Consider the following 14,951-nt stretch of genomic DNA (forward strand, 5'->3'; position numbering starts at 1 on the left):
CGAACTCCCACGACCGGGCGAACTCCCCGGCCCGGCAAGACCCCCACGGCCCGCGGGCCCTCACGCCAGGAGCGATCTCGACGCCGGGATCAGGGGGCCCTGGACCGCCCGGTGGGCGCGGGGTTCCGCGGTGCTGGTCCAGCAGGAGCCCCTGCGGGCCATGAGGCGGCGGAGCCAGAGTTCGGTGGAGACCAGGTCGGCGAGGCCGTCGAGCGGGACGGGGGCGCCGTCGGCGGCGGCGCGGAGGGCCTCGCGGACGACCCTGGCCTCGACGAGGCCCGCGTCGGCGAGCAGCGGGGCGTCGAAGAGGGCCATGAGGTGGGGCAGCGCGGCGCGCAGCCCCGCGCGGGCCGCCGCGGCCGGGACCGCCGGGTGCGGGACGCCCCAGCCCGGCGGCAGTTCGTGGACGCCCGCGCCGGAGAGGACGGTGCGGAGCACGCCCGCGCGTGCGTCGGGCTGGACCCGGAGCGATTCGGGGAGCGTCCGGCAGGCGCGGACGACCTGGTTGTCCAGGAAGGGGGCGTGCAGTCGCTGGCCCCGGATCTCGGCGGCCTGTTCGAGGACGCGGTGGTCGGCGGCGGCGCGGACGAGGGCGGCACGCGCGCGTGCCTCGCCCGGCCGCTGGACGGCGGCGGGCAGGGTCGCCGCCCGGTGCAGACGAACCGATACTTCGGCCAGGGCCTCCCCCGTCAGCCAGCGCGCGGCGGGCCCCGGCCGCGACCAGGCGAGCGCGGACAGGGAGGCGCCCAGCGGGCCGAAGTCGTCCTGGGGGGCGCGGTTCGCCTCCAGGACCCGCCGGGCGGCGGCCTCCAGGCCCGTGCGGTACGGGGTGCGGGCCAGTCTCCGGGCCGCCCGGTAGACGGTCAGCGGCACCAGGAGCGAGCCCGCCGAGGGGCCCGAGGCCCTGGCGAGCGCGGTCACGGGACGGACCAGGGACCGGCGCCTGCGGTCCATGAGGAGGTCGGCGAGGCGCGCGGGGTGCGCGTCGAGGACCTGTTTGGCGCCCATGCCGGTGAAGTGGTCGGCGCTGCCGCCCGCGAGCCGTCTGCGGTGCCGTTCGGCGGAGACGAGGGCGGGTCCCGGCTCGTCGGTGAGCGGCCCGTCCAGGGCCGCGTACGGCAGGGCCTCCTCGCCCGCCGCGACGACCACGTGGTGCAGGCGCGGGTCGGCCGCCAGTTCGCCCGCCCGTTTGAGTTCCTCCGCGCGGCCGGACCCCGCGCGCGTGGCGAGGTCGTTGAAGGTGACGGCGAGGAGCCGTTCGCCCGCTCCGGTGCCGTGTCCGGTGATCGTGCCGGGCACTCCGGGGAGCCCGGCGGCGAGCAGGGCGAGGGTGCCGGAGGCGCTGCCGCCGGAGAGGTCGGCGCCGATGCCGGGGGCCGGTCCCGCGCCCCGGGCGGCCCGCCGGTCGGCGGGTCCCATGCCGGGGACGGGTCCGGGGTCGGGCGGGGGGGCCTCGGGGGCGTGCCGGGGGGCGGTGAGCCGGGCCCGTACGGCTTCGACGAGGGCGTCCCGTACGCCTTCGACGGCCTGTCGGGGGTCCGCCTCGGGGGCGGCGACCGCGAGCGAGGCGACCTGTTCGTATCCGGTGATCTCGCGGGCGCCCTCGCGCAGGATCAGGGCGTGGCCGGGGGGTACCCGGCGGACCCCTTCGTAGGGGGTGGTGTCGCGCAGGGCCTCGGGGGTCTCGGGGCAGGCCAGGAGTGCGGCGAGGTGGCCGATGTCGAGCTGGGCCTCGACGAGGTCGGCGAGCGGCAGGGCGGCGGTGGCGTAGGCGGTGCCGCCCGCCCAGGGGGTGTGGAAGACCGGCCGGGCGCCCGCGACATCACCCGTGACGGTGACGCGTCGACCGGCCTTGACGACGGCGGTGTAGCTGCCCGGCCAGGCGGTGAGGTGGCGCAGGGCGCCGCCGCGCGCGGTGAGCAGGCCGATGCGGAGGTCCTCGTCGCTCGCGGCGCAGCAGCCGAGGACGGCGAGCCGGGTCCGGTCGTCGACGGCGATCACGCGGACCTCGTCGGGGCGCCAGTCGCCGACCGCCCACAGCGGGTCGGGGTCGCCCCAGAGGAGTTGTGCGCCCACCGGTTGCACCGTGCGCCCCTCGGTGGCGGTGGTGGGTCCCGTGCCGGGGGTGCGGGGGCCGCGGCCGCCCCCGGGCGTGCCGTGCGCGCCGCTGACGTACCCGCCCCGCTCGTCGCCGTAGCCGCCGGGGCCGCCGTATCCGCCGGGCCCGGTGCCGTACCCGCCCGGTCCGCCGTCGGGACCGCCGTACCCGTCGCCGTACCCCCCGCCGTGCCCCGGGGGGGACCCGTACGGGCCGCTCGTCGATCCCGTCCGTGGCCCGGGGGCGGCGGCGAGGTTCGCGGCGGCACTGCTCCAGCCCACCAGCCATCGCATCGGCGCCTCCACGTCCGTTTCGGTGGAGGACATGCTGCCACGACAACGGCACACGGGGCGGAGACGGGGTGCGGGGGCGCGAAAGGTGAATGCGCCCCTGGCATGGGCCAGTTGGGGACCGACGTCATTCGGCCAAATATCGACCCTGCCCCGAGGGGCGGGAAGGCGCGCGGGCACGCGTCGGCGCGCCCCGGCGACGGCCGGGCGTCCGGCAGTCCGGGGGGCACGCGCGCCCCCCGGAGCCGTCCGCCGCCCGCGGGGAATGGGGCGGCGATTCCCCCAGCCCACTGGTCCGGGACACCGCTCCCGGCCGAACGGGCCGACCCACGCGTTCTTCATGGAAGCGCTCTCCGGCCGGAGGCGACGAGAGCGCACGGCCGGGCGCACGGCCACACGGCGGGAGCACGGGCCGGACGGCCAAGACCGATCGTCGGTCGTTCACACAACAATCTCGCCATACGGAACACCGCCCCTTAACGGTAGGGATGCGGCGAACTACGCTGTGCTTACGAATGCCGCACGCCTATGCCCGGTGTCGTGGCGGCCGTCTGGGTGGTCGAGGGGTGGCGTCATGTCCAGGGAGCAACGCGGGCCGAACGAAAAGCTCGGCACGGTTCTCGGCCTCGCGGGAATCAGCAACGCCGGGCTCGCCCGGCGCGTCAACGACCTCGGTGCGCAACGGGGCCTGACGCTTCGTTACGACAAGACCTCGGTCGCCCGGTGGGTGTCCAAGGGCATGGTGCCGCAGGGCGCGGCGCCGCATCTGATCGCCGCCGCGATCGGACAGAAGCTCGGCCGTCCCGTGCCGCTGCACGAGATCGGGCTCGCGGACGCCGATCCGGCGCCCGAGGTGGGGCTCGCCTTCCCGCGCGACATCGGCGAGGCGGTCCGCTCGGCGACCGACCTGTACCGGCTCGACCTCGCCGGGCGCAGGACCGGTGGCGGGATCTGGCAGTCGCTCGCCGGGTCGTTCGCGGTGAGCGCGTACGCGACGCCCACCTCCCGCTGGCTGATAACGCCCGCCGACCCCTCGGTGGAGCGGGACGCGCCGCGCCCGGCGGCCGGTCCCCGGCCCGGGGCGGTCGCGGAGCACGTGCGGGTGGGCCACAGCGATGTCGCCAAGCTCCGCGAGGCGGCCGAGGACGCGCGCCGCTGGGACTCCAAGTACGGCGGCGGGGACTGGCGTTCCTCGATGGTGCCGGAGTGCTTACGGGTGGACGCGGCGCCGCTGCTCCTCGGCTCGTACTCGGACGAGGTCGGCAGGGCCCTCTTCGGCGCGACCGCCGAGCTGACCAGGCTCGCGGGCTGGATGGCCTTCGACACCGGGCAGCAGGAGGCGGCCCAGCGCTACTACATCCAGGCCCTGCGGCTCGCCCGCGCCGCCGCCGACGTGCCCCTCGGCGGCTACGTCCTGGCGTCCATGTCCCTCCAGGCCACCTACCGGGGCTTCGCCGACGAGGGCGTGGACCTCGCCCAGGCGGCCCTCGAACGCAACCGGGGGCTCGCCACCGCCCGCACCATGTCCTTCTTCCGGCTGGTCGAGGCACGGGCGCACGCCAAGGCGGGCGACGGAGCCGCCGCGGCCACCGCGCTCAAGGCCTCCGAGGGCTGGCTGGAGCGCTCCCGGGACGGCGACGGCGACCCGAGCTGGCTGGGGTTCTACTCGTACGACCGGTTCTGCGCCGACGCCGCCGAGTGCTACCGCGACCTGCGGATGCCCCGCGAGGTCCGCCGCTTCACCGAGCAGGCGCTCTCCCGGCCGACCGAGGAGTTCGTCCGCTCGCACGGGCTGCGCCTCATCGTCTCCGCCGTCGCCGAACTGGAGTCGGGAAACCTGGACGCCGCCTGCGCGGCGGGCACGCGCGCGGTGGAGGTGGCGGGCAGGATCTCGTCGGCACGGACCACGGAGTACGTACGGGACCTGCTGCACCGGCTCGAACCGTACGGGGACGAACCGCGCGTCATGGAGCTGCGGGAGCGCGCCCGCCCGCTGCTCGTCGCGCCGGCGTGATCCGCGTCCCACGGCTCGGGCGTTTAACCGCGTTGTCAGTGGGCCAGTGCACTATCGGGGGTGGGAGGTGGCGCTGGTGTTTGACTGTGACGTGCTGGTGATCGGCGGCGGGATCGTCGGTCTCTCGACGGCGTACGCGCTGACGCGGGCCGCGCCCGGCACCCGGGTCAGCGTCCTGGAGAAGGAGCACGCCCTCGCGCGCCACCAGACCGGGCGCAACAGCGGGGTGATCCACAGCGGGCTCTACTACCGGCCGGGCTCGCTCAAGGCCCGTTTCGCGGTCGAGGGCGCGGCCGAGATGGTCAAGTTCTGCGCGGAGTGGGACATTCCGCACGAGGTGACGGGGAAGCTCGTCGTCGCCACCGCGCGCGAGGAGCTGCCCCGGCTGCACGCGCTCGTGCAGCGCGGCCGGGAGAACGGCATTCCGGTGCGCGAGCTGGGACCGGCGCAGATCAGCGAGTACGAGCCCCGGGTGCGGGGCCTGGCCGCGATCCACGTCGGGACCACCGGCATCTGCGACTACGGGGCGGTGTCCGCGCGGCTCGCCGAGTCCTCCGGCGCCCGGATCGCGTACGGGGCGGAGGTCGTCCAGATCGACCGGCGCCCGTGGGGCGTCGCCGCCCGGACGGCGGACGGCCGGATCGTCCGGGCGCGGGTCCTGGTGAACTGCGCGGGACTGCACTGCGACCGGATCGCCCGGCTCGCGGGCGACGACCCGGAGATGCGGATCGTCCCCTTCCGGGGGGAGTACTACGAGCTGACCGATCCGTCCCTCGTGCGCGGACTGGTCTATCCGGTGCCCGATCCGGCGTTCCCCTTCCTCGGGGTGCACCTGACCCGGGGCATCGACGGCGGCGTCCACATCGGGCCGAACGCGGTCCCGGCGCTCGCCCGCGAGGGATACGGCTGGTCCGTCGTCCGCCCCCGCGAACTGGCCGGCACCCTCGCCTGGCCCGGCTCCTGGGCCATCGCCCGCGCCCACTGGAGATACGGGGCGGGCGAGCTGCGCAGATCGGTGTCGAAGCGCGCCTTCACCGAGGCGGTACGGCGGCTGCTGCCGGTCGTCGAGGAGTCCGACCTGCGCCGGGCCGCACCCGGCGTGCGGGCGCAGGCGGTGCTGCGGGACGGCACGCTCGTCGACGACTTCCTGATCCGCGAGGCCGCCCGTACGGTCCACGTGCTGAACGCGCCCTCGCCCGCCGCGACCGCCTCGCTGCCGATCGGCCGTGAGGTGGCGGGCCGGGCACTGGCCCTGCTGTAGCCGCACCGGTCCCGGACCGCTCCCGGAGTCCGGCCGCTCCCGGACCGTACGGGCGCCGCCGGACCCCGGGGCCGTACGGGCGCGGCCGGGCTCCCCGAGGCCGCCGGGCCCCACCCGTAAGGCCCCGGAGCGCCTGAGGGCCGCCGGGCGCGCCGTTAGAATCGGGGCATTGTGTCTGAGCAGCCAGAGAACACCCCACAGCCCGCCGCCGCGCCCGCCGAAGCCGTCCAGCCCGCGCGGCGGGGCAGCAGGATGTTCGCCCCCGGCGAGGGACCCCTGCCCGACCCTGCGGGCGCCCACCACGAGCGGCGCATCCGGAGCTTCCAGCCGCGCCGCAGCCGTGTCACGTACGGGCAGGCCGAGGCCATGCTGAAGCGCTGGCCCGACTGGGGTCTCGACATCGACGGCAAGCGGGTCCTCGACCTGGGCGAGATGTTCGACGGTCTCCCGGTCGTCCTGGAGATCGGTTTCGGCATGGGCGAGGCGACCGCGCAGATGGCGGCGGCGGACCCCGGCACCGGCATCCTCGCCGTGGACGTGCACACCCCCGGCCAGGGCAATCTGCTGGGCCTCGCCGACCGCAACGGCCTGACGAACGTGCGGGTCGCCAACGGCGACGCGATCATCCTGCTCCGCGAGATGCTGGCGGAGGACGCCCTCGACGGCTGCCGGGTCTACTTCCCCGACCCGTGGCCCAAGGCCCGCCACCACAAGCGGCGGCTGATCCAGGCCGAGTTCCTCACCCTGCTCGCGACCCGGATGAAGCCCGGCGCCGTACTGCACTGCGCGACGGACTGGGAGGAGTACGCGGAGCAGATGCTGGAGGTGCTCTCCGCGCACCCCGACTTCGAGAACACGCGGGCCGACGGCGGGTACGCGCCCCGCCCCGACTTCCGCCCGGTCACCCGCTTCGAGGGACAGGGCCTGGACAAGGGCCACGTCGTGCACGACGTCCTCTTCCGCCGGAAGTAGCCGGACGGGGCCGGGATCGGCCCGGACCGGGACCGGGACCGGGACCGCCAGGCCTACTGGGACCGCCGGGACCGGCCGCCCGGCCCCGGCGGTCCCGGCGGTCCCAGTGGTCCCGGTACGCCCGGTCACCCGTTCGACGTGATCCTGTCCACGGAATCGCCTCGCCCTGTGTCGGTGCCGGTCGTTAGGGTCGCTGACGTGTCGAACCCCGTCCCCACCACAGCGGAGGCCACGGCGGACGCCCTGGCGGAGACCACGGCGGACGCCGCGTCCGAGGCCGCTCCCGTCCCCCACCGGGACACCGAGGAACCGGCCTTCCCGGCCGCCGCCGACCGGTCCCAGTGGCGCTACCGGCCGCGCCGGGACTTCTGGCGGAGCAGGCTGTTCCGGGCCGTCGTGGTCGTCATCGTCCTCACGACCTGCGCCCTGGTCATCCTGGCCCTGGTCCGTGAGCAGACCGGCACCCAGGGCTTCCTCGTCGGTCTGGGCCTCGCCGTGCTTCCCGTACCGCTGCTCATGGCCGCCTTCCGCTGGCTCGACCGGGTCGAGCCAGGCCCCTGGAAGAACCTGCTCTTCGCGTTCGCGTGGGGCGCCTTCGCCGCCGCGCTCGTCGCGATCCTGGCGAACTCCTTCGCGGTCCGCTGGATCGCGACCGCCACCGCCGACCCCGACTCGGCGGACACGCTCGGCGCGACGGTCGTCGCACCCGTCGTGGAGGAGAGCGCGAAGGCGGTGGCGATCCTGCTGCTCTTCCTCTTCCGGCGGCGGAACTTCGGCGGGCTCGTCGACGGTGTCGTGATCGCCGGATTCACCGCGACCGGCTTCGCCTTCACCGAGAACATCCTCTACCTCGGCAACGCCTTCGGCGAGGACCAGGCCTTCGGCTCCGCCGGGCTGGGCTCGGTGACCGCCGCGACCTTCTTCGTCCGGGTCGTCATGTCGCCCTTCGCGCACCCGCTGTTCACCGTGCTCACCGGCGTCGGCTTCGGTCTGGCCGCGCTCGCCCCGCGCGGAAGACGGCCGCGGAAGGTGCTGCTCCCGCTCGTCGGGCTGCTGCTCGCCATGGGACTGCACGCCGCCTGGAACGGCTCGGCCACCTTCGGCGGCCCGCTGGCGTTCTTCGCGGTGTACGGGGTGCTGATGGTCCCGGTCTTCGCCCTGCTGACCTGGCTCGCGCTGTGGAGCCGGCAGCGCGAGCTGCGCACGGTCTCCGGGGAGCTCCCGGCGTACGCGGCGGCGGGCTGGCTCTCCCCCGCCGAGCCCCCGGCGCTCTCCTCGATGCGCGCCCGGCGGCTGGCCCGCTCCTTCGCCGCCCGCGCGTACGGGCCGTCGGCCGCGCGGACCGTCGGCGAGTACGAGTCGTTCGCCACGGCCCTGGCGTTCCTGCGGGACCGGGCCCGGCGGGGGACGGCCGGGCCCGATTTCGCCGCCCGCGAGCAGGAGCTGCTCCATCACCTCTGGCAGCGGCGGCGGATCGCGTCCCCGGCGCTCACCCACGCGGCGCGGGCGACCGGCCGGGCCTGGTCGCCGCCGCAGTACCTGGACTACGACGGCTACAACCCGTACCGGGGCTGACCGCCCGCCTCCCGTCCCGGGACGTCCCCGCCCCCGTGGGACGGACCGCGGGGTCCCGGCCGCGCGTACCTTTGCGGGAGAACGACGGAACGGCGTACGGCACGTGCCCGTTCCGACGGGGGTACGGGAAGCCCCCGGCCCGGTGGAACGCCGGACCGGGGGCTTCCGCGCGCCCGTCAGGCGGACGCCTCCGTGAGCAGCTTCAGCTCGGTCTCCGAGAGGGTGAGCCCGGCGGCGGCCACCAGCGCCGGGACCTGCTCGACGGTCCGCGCCGAGGCGATCGGGGCGGCGACGGTCGGGCGGGCGGCGAGCCAGGCGAGGGCGACGGTGGCCGGTTCGGCGCCGTGCGCCTCGGCGACGGTGTCGAGCGCGGAGAGGACGGCCCGGCCGCGCTCGGTGTCCAGGTGCCCGCCCGCCCCGGTGGCGCGGACGCTGTCGACGGTGGAGCCGGGGCGGTACTTGCCGGTGAGGAAGCCCGCGGCGAGGCCGTAGTACGGGACGGCGGAGAGCCCGGCCCGCTCGACGGTCTCCAGGAGGGGGCCCTCGTAGGTGTCGCGGGAGACCAGGTTGTAGTGCGGCTGGAGGGCCACGTACCGGGTGAGGCCCTCGGACTCGGCGAAGTCGAGGGAGGCGCGCAGCCGCTCCGGGGAGATGTTGGAGGCGGCGACGGCCCGCACCTTGCCCTCCTTCACCAGTTGGTCGAGGGCGGTGACGATCTCCTCCACGGGGACCGTCTCGTCGTCGAAGTGGGTGTAGTAGAGGTCGACGCGGTCGGTGCCGAGGCGGCGCAGGGAGGCTTCGGCACCCGCCTTGATGGTGCTCGCGGAGAGGCCCTTGAACCGCGGGTGGGCGCCGACCTTGGTGGCGACGACGATGTCGTCGCGGTTGCCCCGGGAGGCGAGCCAGCGGCCGATGACCGTCTCGGACTCGCCGCCCTCGTTGCCCTCGACCCAGGCGGAGTAGGAGTCGGCCGAGTCGACGAAGTTGCCGCCCGCCGCCGCGTAGGCGTCGAGGACCGCGAAGGACTGCGCTTCGTCGGCGGTCCAGCCGAAGACGTTGCCGCCGAGGGCGAGCGGGAAGACGCGCAGGTCGGAACTGCCCAGCGGGCGGAGAGAAGTCATGGGACGCTCAACTTCCGCCCGCCCCGGAGTATTCCGGTCCCGCCCGGACGGTGCCGCCCGGGAGGGACCGGTGCCGGTGCCGCCCGGGAGGGACCGGCACCGAGGACGCCGGGTCCCGTCCCGGAGCGTTCCGGGACGGGGGCGCGGTCAGAGCGACAGGCCCTTGGAGCGGAGCCAGGCGGCCGGGTCGACGCCGCTGCCGCCGGGGGTGTGGACCTCCATGTGGAGGTGGGCGCCGGTGACGTTGCCGGTGGCGCCGACGCGGCCGATGGTCTCGCCGGTGCCGACGGACTGGCCCGCGCCGACCGTCATGGACGAGAGGTGGCAGTACCAGACCTCGCTGCCGTCGGGCAGTTCCAGGACGATCCGGTAGCCGTACGAGCCGGACCAGCCCGCCGACTTGATGGTGCCGCCGTGCACCGCCTTGACCGGGGTCCCGGTGGGGGCGGCGAAGTCGAGGCCGGTGTGCTGGCCGGAGGACCACATCGAGCCGGACTGCAGATAGGTGGCGGTGAGGGTGTACGAGGAGACCGGCAGCGAGTAGCTCGCGGCGAGCCGGGCGAGGCGCTCGGCCTCCGCCTTCGCCTCGGCGGCTGCTTCCGCCTTCGCCTTCGCTTCCGCCTCGGCCTTGGCCTTCGCCTCGGCGACCGCCTTCTTCGCGGCCTCGGCCTTGGTCCGCGCCTCCGCCGCCGCCTTCTCGGCCGCCGCCTTCTCCGCGGCGGCCTTCTCGGCGGCGTCGGCGGAGACCTGCTGCTGTTCGGCCTGCTGGAGGATGCGGGCGCGCAGGGCCTCGCCCGCGTCGCCGGTGGCGCTCGCGGCCGTGACGGTCCGCTCAGCCGATACGGCGGTGGCGGTGCCCGGCTGCTCGTCGACGGAGGTGTAGGAGGCGGTCAGCGGGTGCGGGTTGGCACGGGCGACGGGGACCGTCTCGTGGTCCTCCTCGGGGAGGAGGTCGCCGACGAGGGGGAGGTCGTGGGCGTCCGGGAGGTCCGGCAGGGATATCGCGACCTTCGGCTTCTCCTGCGCGGTGGCGAGGCCGCCCGCGCCGACCGCGGCGATGACGCCGACGCCGAGGACCGTGGAGGAACGGGCGAAGTTGGAGCGCTGCTTGACGACCCGGTGCCGGCCGCCGGAGCGGTTCTGGGCGCGGAGGGTGTCCTCGGTCGGGTTCCACTCGGTCCCGGGGGCGGCGGGAGCCGAGCCACCGCCGAAGGCGTCGAAGGGGGTTTCGGGTACGGGAGTGTGGGACGCCACGGGGGCGCGCTCCTTTCCTTCCTTCTCGCCTACCGGGTTAGCTGACGGGTTCGGAGCAGGAAGGTCTCCTACGGGCCGGTCGCACGGGTGCGAAGGGCCCGATTCACCCCAAGTGGTGGTTCCCCGGTTCCCTTTCGGGATTCGGCGCGTGCGCACGGTGCCGCCTCTTGCGACGGCTGGGACGACCGCGCTGCGTTATCGAACGTTAATAGACAGGGGCGCTCGATTCCAAGCCGTCCCTCTTGATCATTAACAGGAATGAGGGGAAATCGGGGGAGTTGACCGCGCTTCGACGGAGACCGGCGGAGCCGACGAGATCTGACGTTGTGTCAATTGTTATCGCAGCGACACCCGGTGACTACACCCGGTCACTACGGCCGGTGACCGGGTCTGCCCGGCGGCACCACCGGCATCGTCCGCCGCCTCGCCTGCTGCCCCGCCGCCGGGCGGCTCACCGCGAGCAGGGCCATGTCGTCCGTCGATCCACCGCCCGTGTGCAGCCGTACGTCGTCCACCAGCGCGTCCAGGAGTTCCTCGGGTCCCGGGAAGATCCGGCCCAGGAGCCGCGCCCCCGGGTCGTAGAAGACGCCCGCCGCGTTCCGCGCCTCCGAGAGGCCGTCGGTGTAGAAGAGCAGGGTCGCGCCCGGCGGGAAGGGCCGCGCGTCGGCCCGGTCCGGCCAGCTCGCCAGCTCGCCCATGCCGAGGGGCAGCGCGGGCTCGGGCGGCTCCAGGAGGTCGAGGCGCCCGTCCCCGTGCAGCAGCAGCGGCGGCGGATGCCCCCGGTTGACCATCCGTACGAAACCGTCGAAGGTGCCGTTGCCGTCCCCGCGCGGGATCTCGGCCAGGACGGCGGTGGTGAACCCCTCGAAGGCGTCGATGCCCTCTCTCCGGGTGCCCTCCCGGGCCAGCGCCCTTTCGAGACGGCGGGCCACGCCCTCCAGGTTCCGTTCCTGCTCGGCCGCCTCCCGGAAGGCCCCGATGACCACGGCTACGGCCTCGACCGCCTCCATCCCCTTGCCCCGGACGTCCCCCACCACCAGCCGCACCCCGTAGGGGGTGTCCTGGACGGCGTACAGGTCGCCGCCGATGAACGCGCCCGCGTGCGCCGCCTCGTAACGGGCCGCGCACTGGAGTCCTCCGATCCGCTCGGCGGGCGTCGGGAGCACGGCCCGCTGCACGGTCTCGGCGATGACCCGCGCCGAGGCGAGCCGTTCGCCGCTGCGGCGCACGACCCGGTTGATGAGGAGGGCGAGCGCGGAGACCGTGGCGACGGTCAGGGTCTCGGTGAGGGCCGGGATGCGGCTCGCGGTGTCGTTGTAGAGGTGCAGCCCGGCGGAGGCCAGGACGGCGGCGATCCCGGTGAGCAGGGTCGTCAGGGTGGAGAAGAAGGGCGCGGCGATCAGCGGGGCGGCGGAGAACAGCGGCGCGGCCGTGTACTCGGGCGGGGTCAGGATGTCGTAGACGGCCCCGCCCAGGATGATCAGCGGGGGCAGGGCGCGGATGAACCGCCGGGCGCGCCCGTACGGAAGCCCGTCGTCGCCCCGCCATCCGCCGCCCGCCGCTCTCAGGGGGTGCCCCACCTGTGCTCTCCTGCCCGGTCCGTACCGGCCGCGGCCCCGTACCGCGCCCTCCCAGGGTGGCCGCCGCCGGGCCTGGCGGCGACCCCCGGGGGCCGACTGGCTTACGGAGGGTCGGTACGGACCGGAACGGGAGGCCCCCGGAGAACCCCGAGAGCAGGACTACGGAGGCCAGCCCTTACGGGTCTTAGGGGTCTTAGGTGCCTTACGGGCCCTAAGGCGCCTTAGTGGTCTTACGGACCTTAAGAGACTTTAGGCCCCTAAGGGCCCTTAAGGCCCCTCACACCCTCAGCCGTCCCCCACGGGACAGCAGGGCCATCGCCCCCGCGCACACCAGGCCCACCGCGCACAGCGCCAGCCACGGCACCGCCGACCAGCCGGTCACGTCGAGCAGTGCGCCCGTCCCCAGGTTCCCCAGGGTGATCCCGATCCCGCACACGGTGTTGTAGAGCCCGTAGTGGGTGGCCACCCAACGGCCCTTGGCCAGCGCGACGACCGTGTCCATCTCGTACGGGTAGAGCACCGCGTTCGCCACGGCCAGGACCGCCGCGCAGAGCAGCAGCCCCGGCAGGCCCCGGCCCAGGGCCGCCGGGAGCAGGAACGCCCCGCCCATCAGGGCGAGCCCGAGGACCAGGCACCGCTCCCGGCTCAGCCGCCGCTTGCACCAGGCGGTGATCCGCAGCTGTCCGGCCAGCGCGACCAGCGCCGAGACGACGAAGAGCGCCGTCGTGGGCCCCGTCCCGCCCGCCGCGAGCGGCAGCGCCAGATAGACCTGGAAGGACAGCACGTACGAGCCGGTCATGGCGAGCGAGAAGAGCCAGAAGGTCCGGTGGGAGAGGACCGTGCGGAACTGCCCCCGCCCTTCCCCGTCCCCGGTCTCCCGCGCGTCCTTCCCCGCCCTCACGGGCATGTACCGGAGCTGCACCAGGGTCAGTACGGCGAACAGCACCGCCGCCACCAGGCACGTCAGCTGGAACGACACCCCTGTCAGGGCCACCCCGACGAGCGGCCCGAGCAGGATGCCCGCCTGGTAGTAGACGTTGAACAGGGCGAAGGCCTCCACCCGGCGCTCCTCGCCCGCCTCCGCCGCGAGGCAGGCGCGGACGGCGGGGTTGAACAGGGCCCCCGCGAGGCCCGTCGCCAGGGAGGCGGCGATCAGCATCGGCAGCGACTGGGCGAACGCGAGCGCCCCGAACCCGGCCGTCCGCAGCGCGCAGCCCGCCACGATGAGCGGCTTGAAGCCGAACCGGTCGGCGAGCGCCCCGCCGACCAGGAACATCCCCTGCTGGGACAGGTTCCTGGCGCCGAGGACGAGCCCGACCGCCCAGGCGGCCATGCCGAGCCCGTCCGCGAGGTGCGCGGCGAGGTACGGCATGAGCATGTAGAAGCCGAGGTTGATGGTGAGCTGGTTGAGGAAGAGGAGCCGGACGGCCGGTTCGAAGCTCCGGCTCTGCTTCCACACCCCGCCCCGGGCCGCCTTCGCGGGGCCCGGGGCGGGGTCGGTCGTGGTGCTCAACGGTTCCGTCCCGCCCGGTCCATGGCCCTGCGGGTCCAGCCGTCGACGGACATGCCGTCCTCGTACCCGGCCGGGTCCTCCCGTACGGGCCCGTCGAGCAGGCCGTGCGCGGCGCAGAACTCGTCGTTGAAGACGGTGTCGAAGTACCGCTGCGGGCCATCGGGGAAGACGGCCGCGATCCGGGTGCCGCGCGGCCGGGTGCGGGCCAGCCAGCCGGCGACGAGCGCCACCGCGCCGACGCTCCAGCCGCCGGTCGCGAAGTGGTGCGAGGCCAGGCGGCGGGCCGCCCGTACCGCCTCGGCGGGGCCCACCCAGTGGACCTCGTCGAAGGCCCCGTGGTCCACGTTGCCCGGGTGGATGGAGGAGCCGAGGCCGCGCATCAGCCGCTCCCCCGCGGGCAGTCCGAAGACGGTGGAGCCGATGGAGTCGACGCCGACGAGTTCGAGGGCGGGGCTGCTGGTGGCGCGCAGGGCGCGGGCGATGCCGCCCGAGTGGCCGCCGGTGCCGACCGCGCAGACGAGCACGTCGATCCGGTCGAGCTGCCCGGACAGTTCGGCCGCGAGCCCGGTGTAGGCCTCGGGGTTGTCGGGGTTCCCGTACTGGTTGGGCCACCAGGCCCCGTCGAGGGACCCGAGGAGTTCGGTGACCCGGTCCATCCGGGCCTGCTGCCAGCCGCCGTGCGGGCTCGGCTCCGGCACGACGTGGACGCGGGCGCCGTGGGCGACGAGCATCCGCTCGACGATCGGTTCGAGCCCGGGGTCGGTGACGACGTGCACGGGGTGGCCGTGCAGCACCCCGGCGAGGGCGAGCCCGAGCCCGAGGGTCCCCGAGGTCGACTCGACGATCGGGGCGCCGGGCCGCAGCTCTCCGCGCCGACGCGCCCGCTCGACCATGTGGAGGGCAGCACGGTCCTTGATGCCGCCGAAGTTGAAGCCCTCGAGCTTGGCCCAGTAGCCGTCGTCGGTCCACAGGACGGGCGTGTTGCCGACGGTCTGCTCGGCGAGCGGCAGCAGCCCCCCGGGCAGCGTCCGGTCCGTGGGCGGCAGCGGAGCCGTGGGGGAGCCGGGGGACGAAGACGAAAGGGGCGCCGAAGGCGAAAGGGGTGACGGGGACGGAAGGGGTGACGGGGACGGCGGGGATGCCACGGGGCCCGGGGAGGTCCGGGTCGCCCCGGAGACCGGGGGGACGGGTGCGACCGGGGAGGTCGCGGACAAGGTGGTGCCGGGCAGCGAGGTGCTCATGACGGATACGTCCTTGGGATGGCATGGGGAAG

At 74.8% G+C, this 14,951-nt stretch carries 10 protein-coding genes and 1 riboswitch; of the genes, 4 read left to right on the forward strand and 6 right to left on the reverse strand.

Features of this window, described 5'->3' with window-relative positions; translation table 11 throughout:
* Window positions 1-60: 60 nt before the first annotated feature.
* The gene (locus tag ACFXGN_RS03935; RefSeq protein ID WP_384854465.1) at window positions 61-2,391 is read right to left on the reverse strand and encodes an asparagine synthase-related protein; all 2,331 of its coding nucleotides are present in this window, start codon (window positions 2,389-2,391) and stop codon (window positions 61-63) included.
* Window positions 2,392-2,962: 571 nt separating this feature from the next.
* Between ACFXGN_RS03935 and ACFXGN_RS03940 the strand changes: the two genes are divergently transcribed.
* From ACFXGN_RS03940 to ACFXGN_RS03955, 4 genes are all read left to right on the forward strand, one after another.
* The gene (locus ACFXGN_RS03940; RefSeq protein WP_384853147.1) at window positions 2,963-4,402 is read left to right on the forward strand and encodes an MFS transporter; all 1,440 of its coding nucleotides are present in this window, start codon (window positions 2,963-2,965) and stop codon (window positions 4,400-4,402) included.
* A 76-nt stretch (window positions 4,403-4,478) separates the two neighbouring features.
* Window positions 4,479-5,663 (forward strand): L-2-hydroxyglutarate oxidase, encoded by a 1,185-nt coding sequence (gene lhgO, locus ACFXGN_RS03945; RefSeq protein ID WP_384853150.1) that lies wholly within the window; start codon window positions 4,479-4,481, stop codon window positions 5,661-5,663.
* A gap of 252 nt (window positions 5,664-5,915) precedes the next feature.
* Complete coding sequence (gene trmB / locus ACFXGN_RS03950; RefSeq protein ID WP_384854466.1) at window positions 5,916-6,635, forward strand: tRNA (guanosine(46)-N7)-methyltransferase TrmB; 720 nt, start codon at window positions 5,916-5,918, stop codon at window positions 6,633-6,635.
* 243 nt (window positions 6,636-6,878) lie between these two features.
* Window positions 6,879-8,210, forward strand: coding sequence for a PrsW family intramembrane metalloprotease (locus ACFXGN_RS03955; protein ID WP_384854469.1), 1,332 nt, complete (start codon window positions 6,879-6,881; stop codon window positions 8,208-8,210).
* A gap of 176 nt (window positions 8,211-8,386) precedes the next feature.
* On the opposite strand, the gene ACFXGN_RS03960 is transcribed toward ACFXGN_RS03955, so the two are convergent.
* The 5 genes from ACFXGN_RS03960 to ACFXGN_RS03980 form a co-directional block, all read right to left on the reverse strand.
* Window positions 8,387-9,331, reverse strand: a complete 945-nt coding sequence (locus tag ACFXGN_RS03960; protein WP_384853153.1) for an aldo/keto reductase — start codon at window positions 9,329-9,331, stop codon at window positions 8,387-8,389.
* 147 nt (window positions 9,332-9,478) lie between these two features.
* Window positions 9,479-10,585, reverse strand: a complete 1,107-nt coding sequence (locus ACFXGN_RS03965; RefSeq protein ID WP_384853156.1) for a M23 family metallopeptidase — start codon at window positions 10,583-10,585, stop codon at window positions 9,479-9,481.
* Window positions 10,586-10,596: 11 nt separating this feature from the next.
* Window positions 10,597-10,742, reverse strand: a riboswitch (cyclic di-AMP (ydaO/yuaA leader).
* 214 nt (window positions 10,743-10,956) lie between these two features.
* Window positions 10,957-12,165, reverse strand: coding sequence for a PP2C family protein-serine/threonine phosphatase (locus tag ACFXGN_RS03970; RefSeq protein WP_384853159.1), 1,209 nt, complete (start codon window positions 12,163-12,165; stop codon window positions 10,957-10,959).
* 277 nt (window positions 12,166-12,442) lie between these two features.
* Entirely contained in the window at window positions 12,443-13,678 is a 1,236-nt protein-coding gene (locus ACFXGN_RS03975) for an MFS transporter (RefSeq protein WP_384853161.1), read from the reverse strand.
* Window positions 13,675-14,919, reverse strand: a complete 1,245-nt coding sequence (locus ACFXGN_RS03980; RefSeq protein ID WP_384853164.1) for a PLP-dependent cysteine synthase family protein — start codon at window positions 14,917-14,919, stop codon at window positions 13,675-13,677. Before ACFXGN_RS03980 ends, ACFXGN_RS03975 begins: the two co-directional genes overlap by 4 nt.
* Window positions 14,920-14,951 lie beyond the last annotated feature (32 nt).

Source organism: Streptomyces sp. NPDC059247 (assembly GCF_042754005.1).
Classification (GTDB): Bacteria; Actinomycetota; Actinomycetes; order Streptomycetales; family Streptomycetaceae; genus Streptomyces.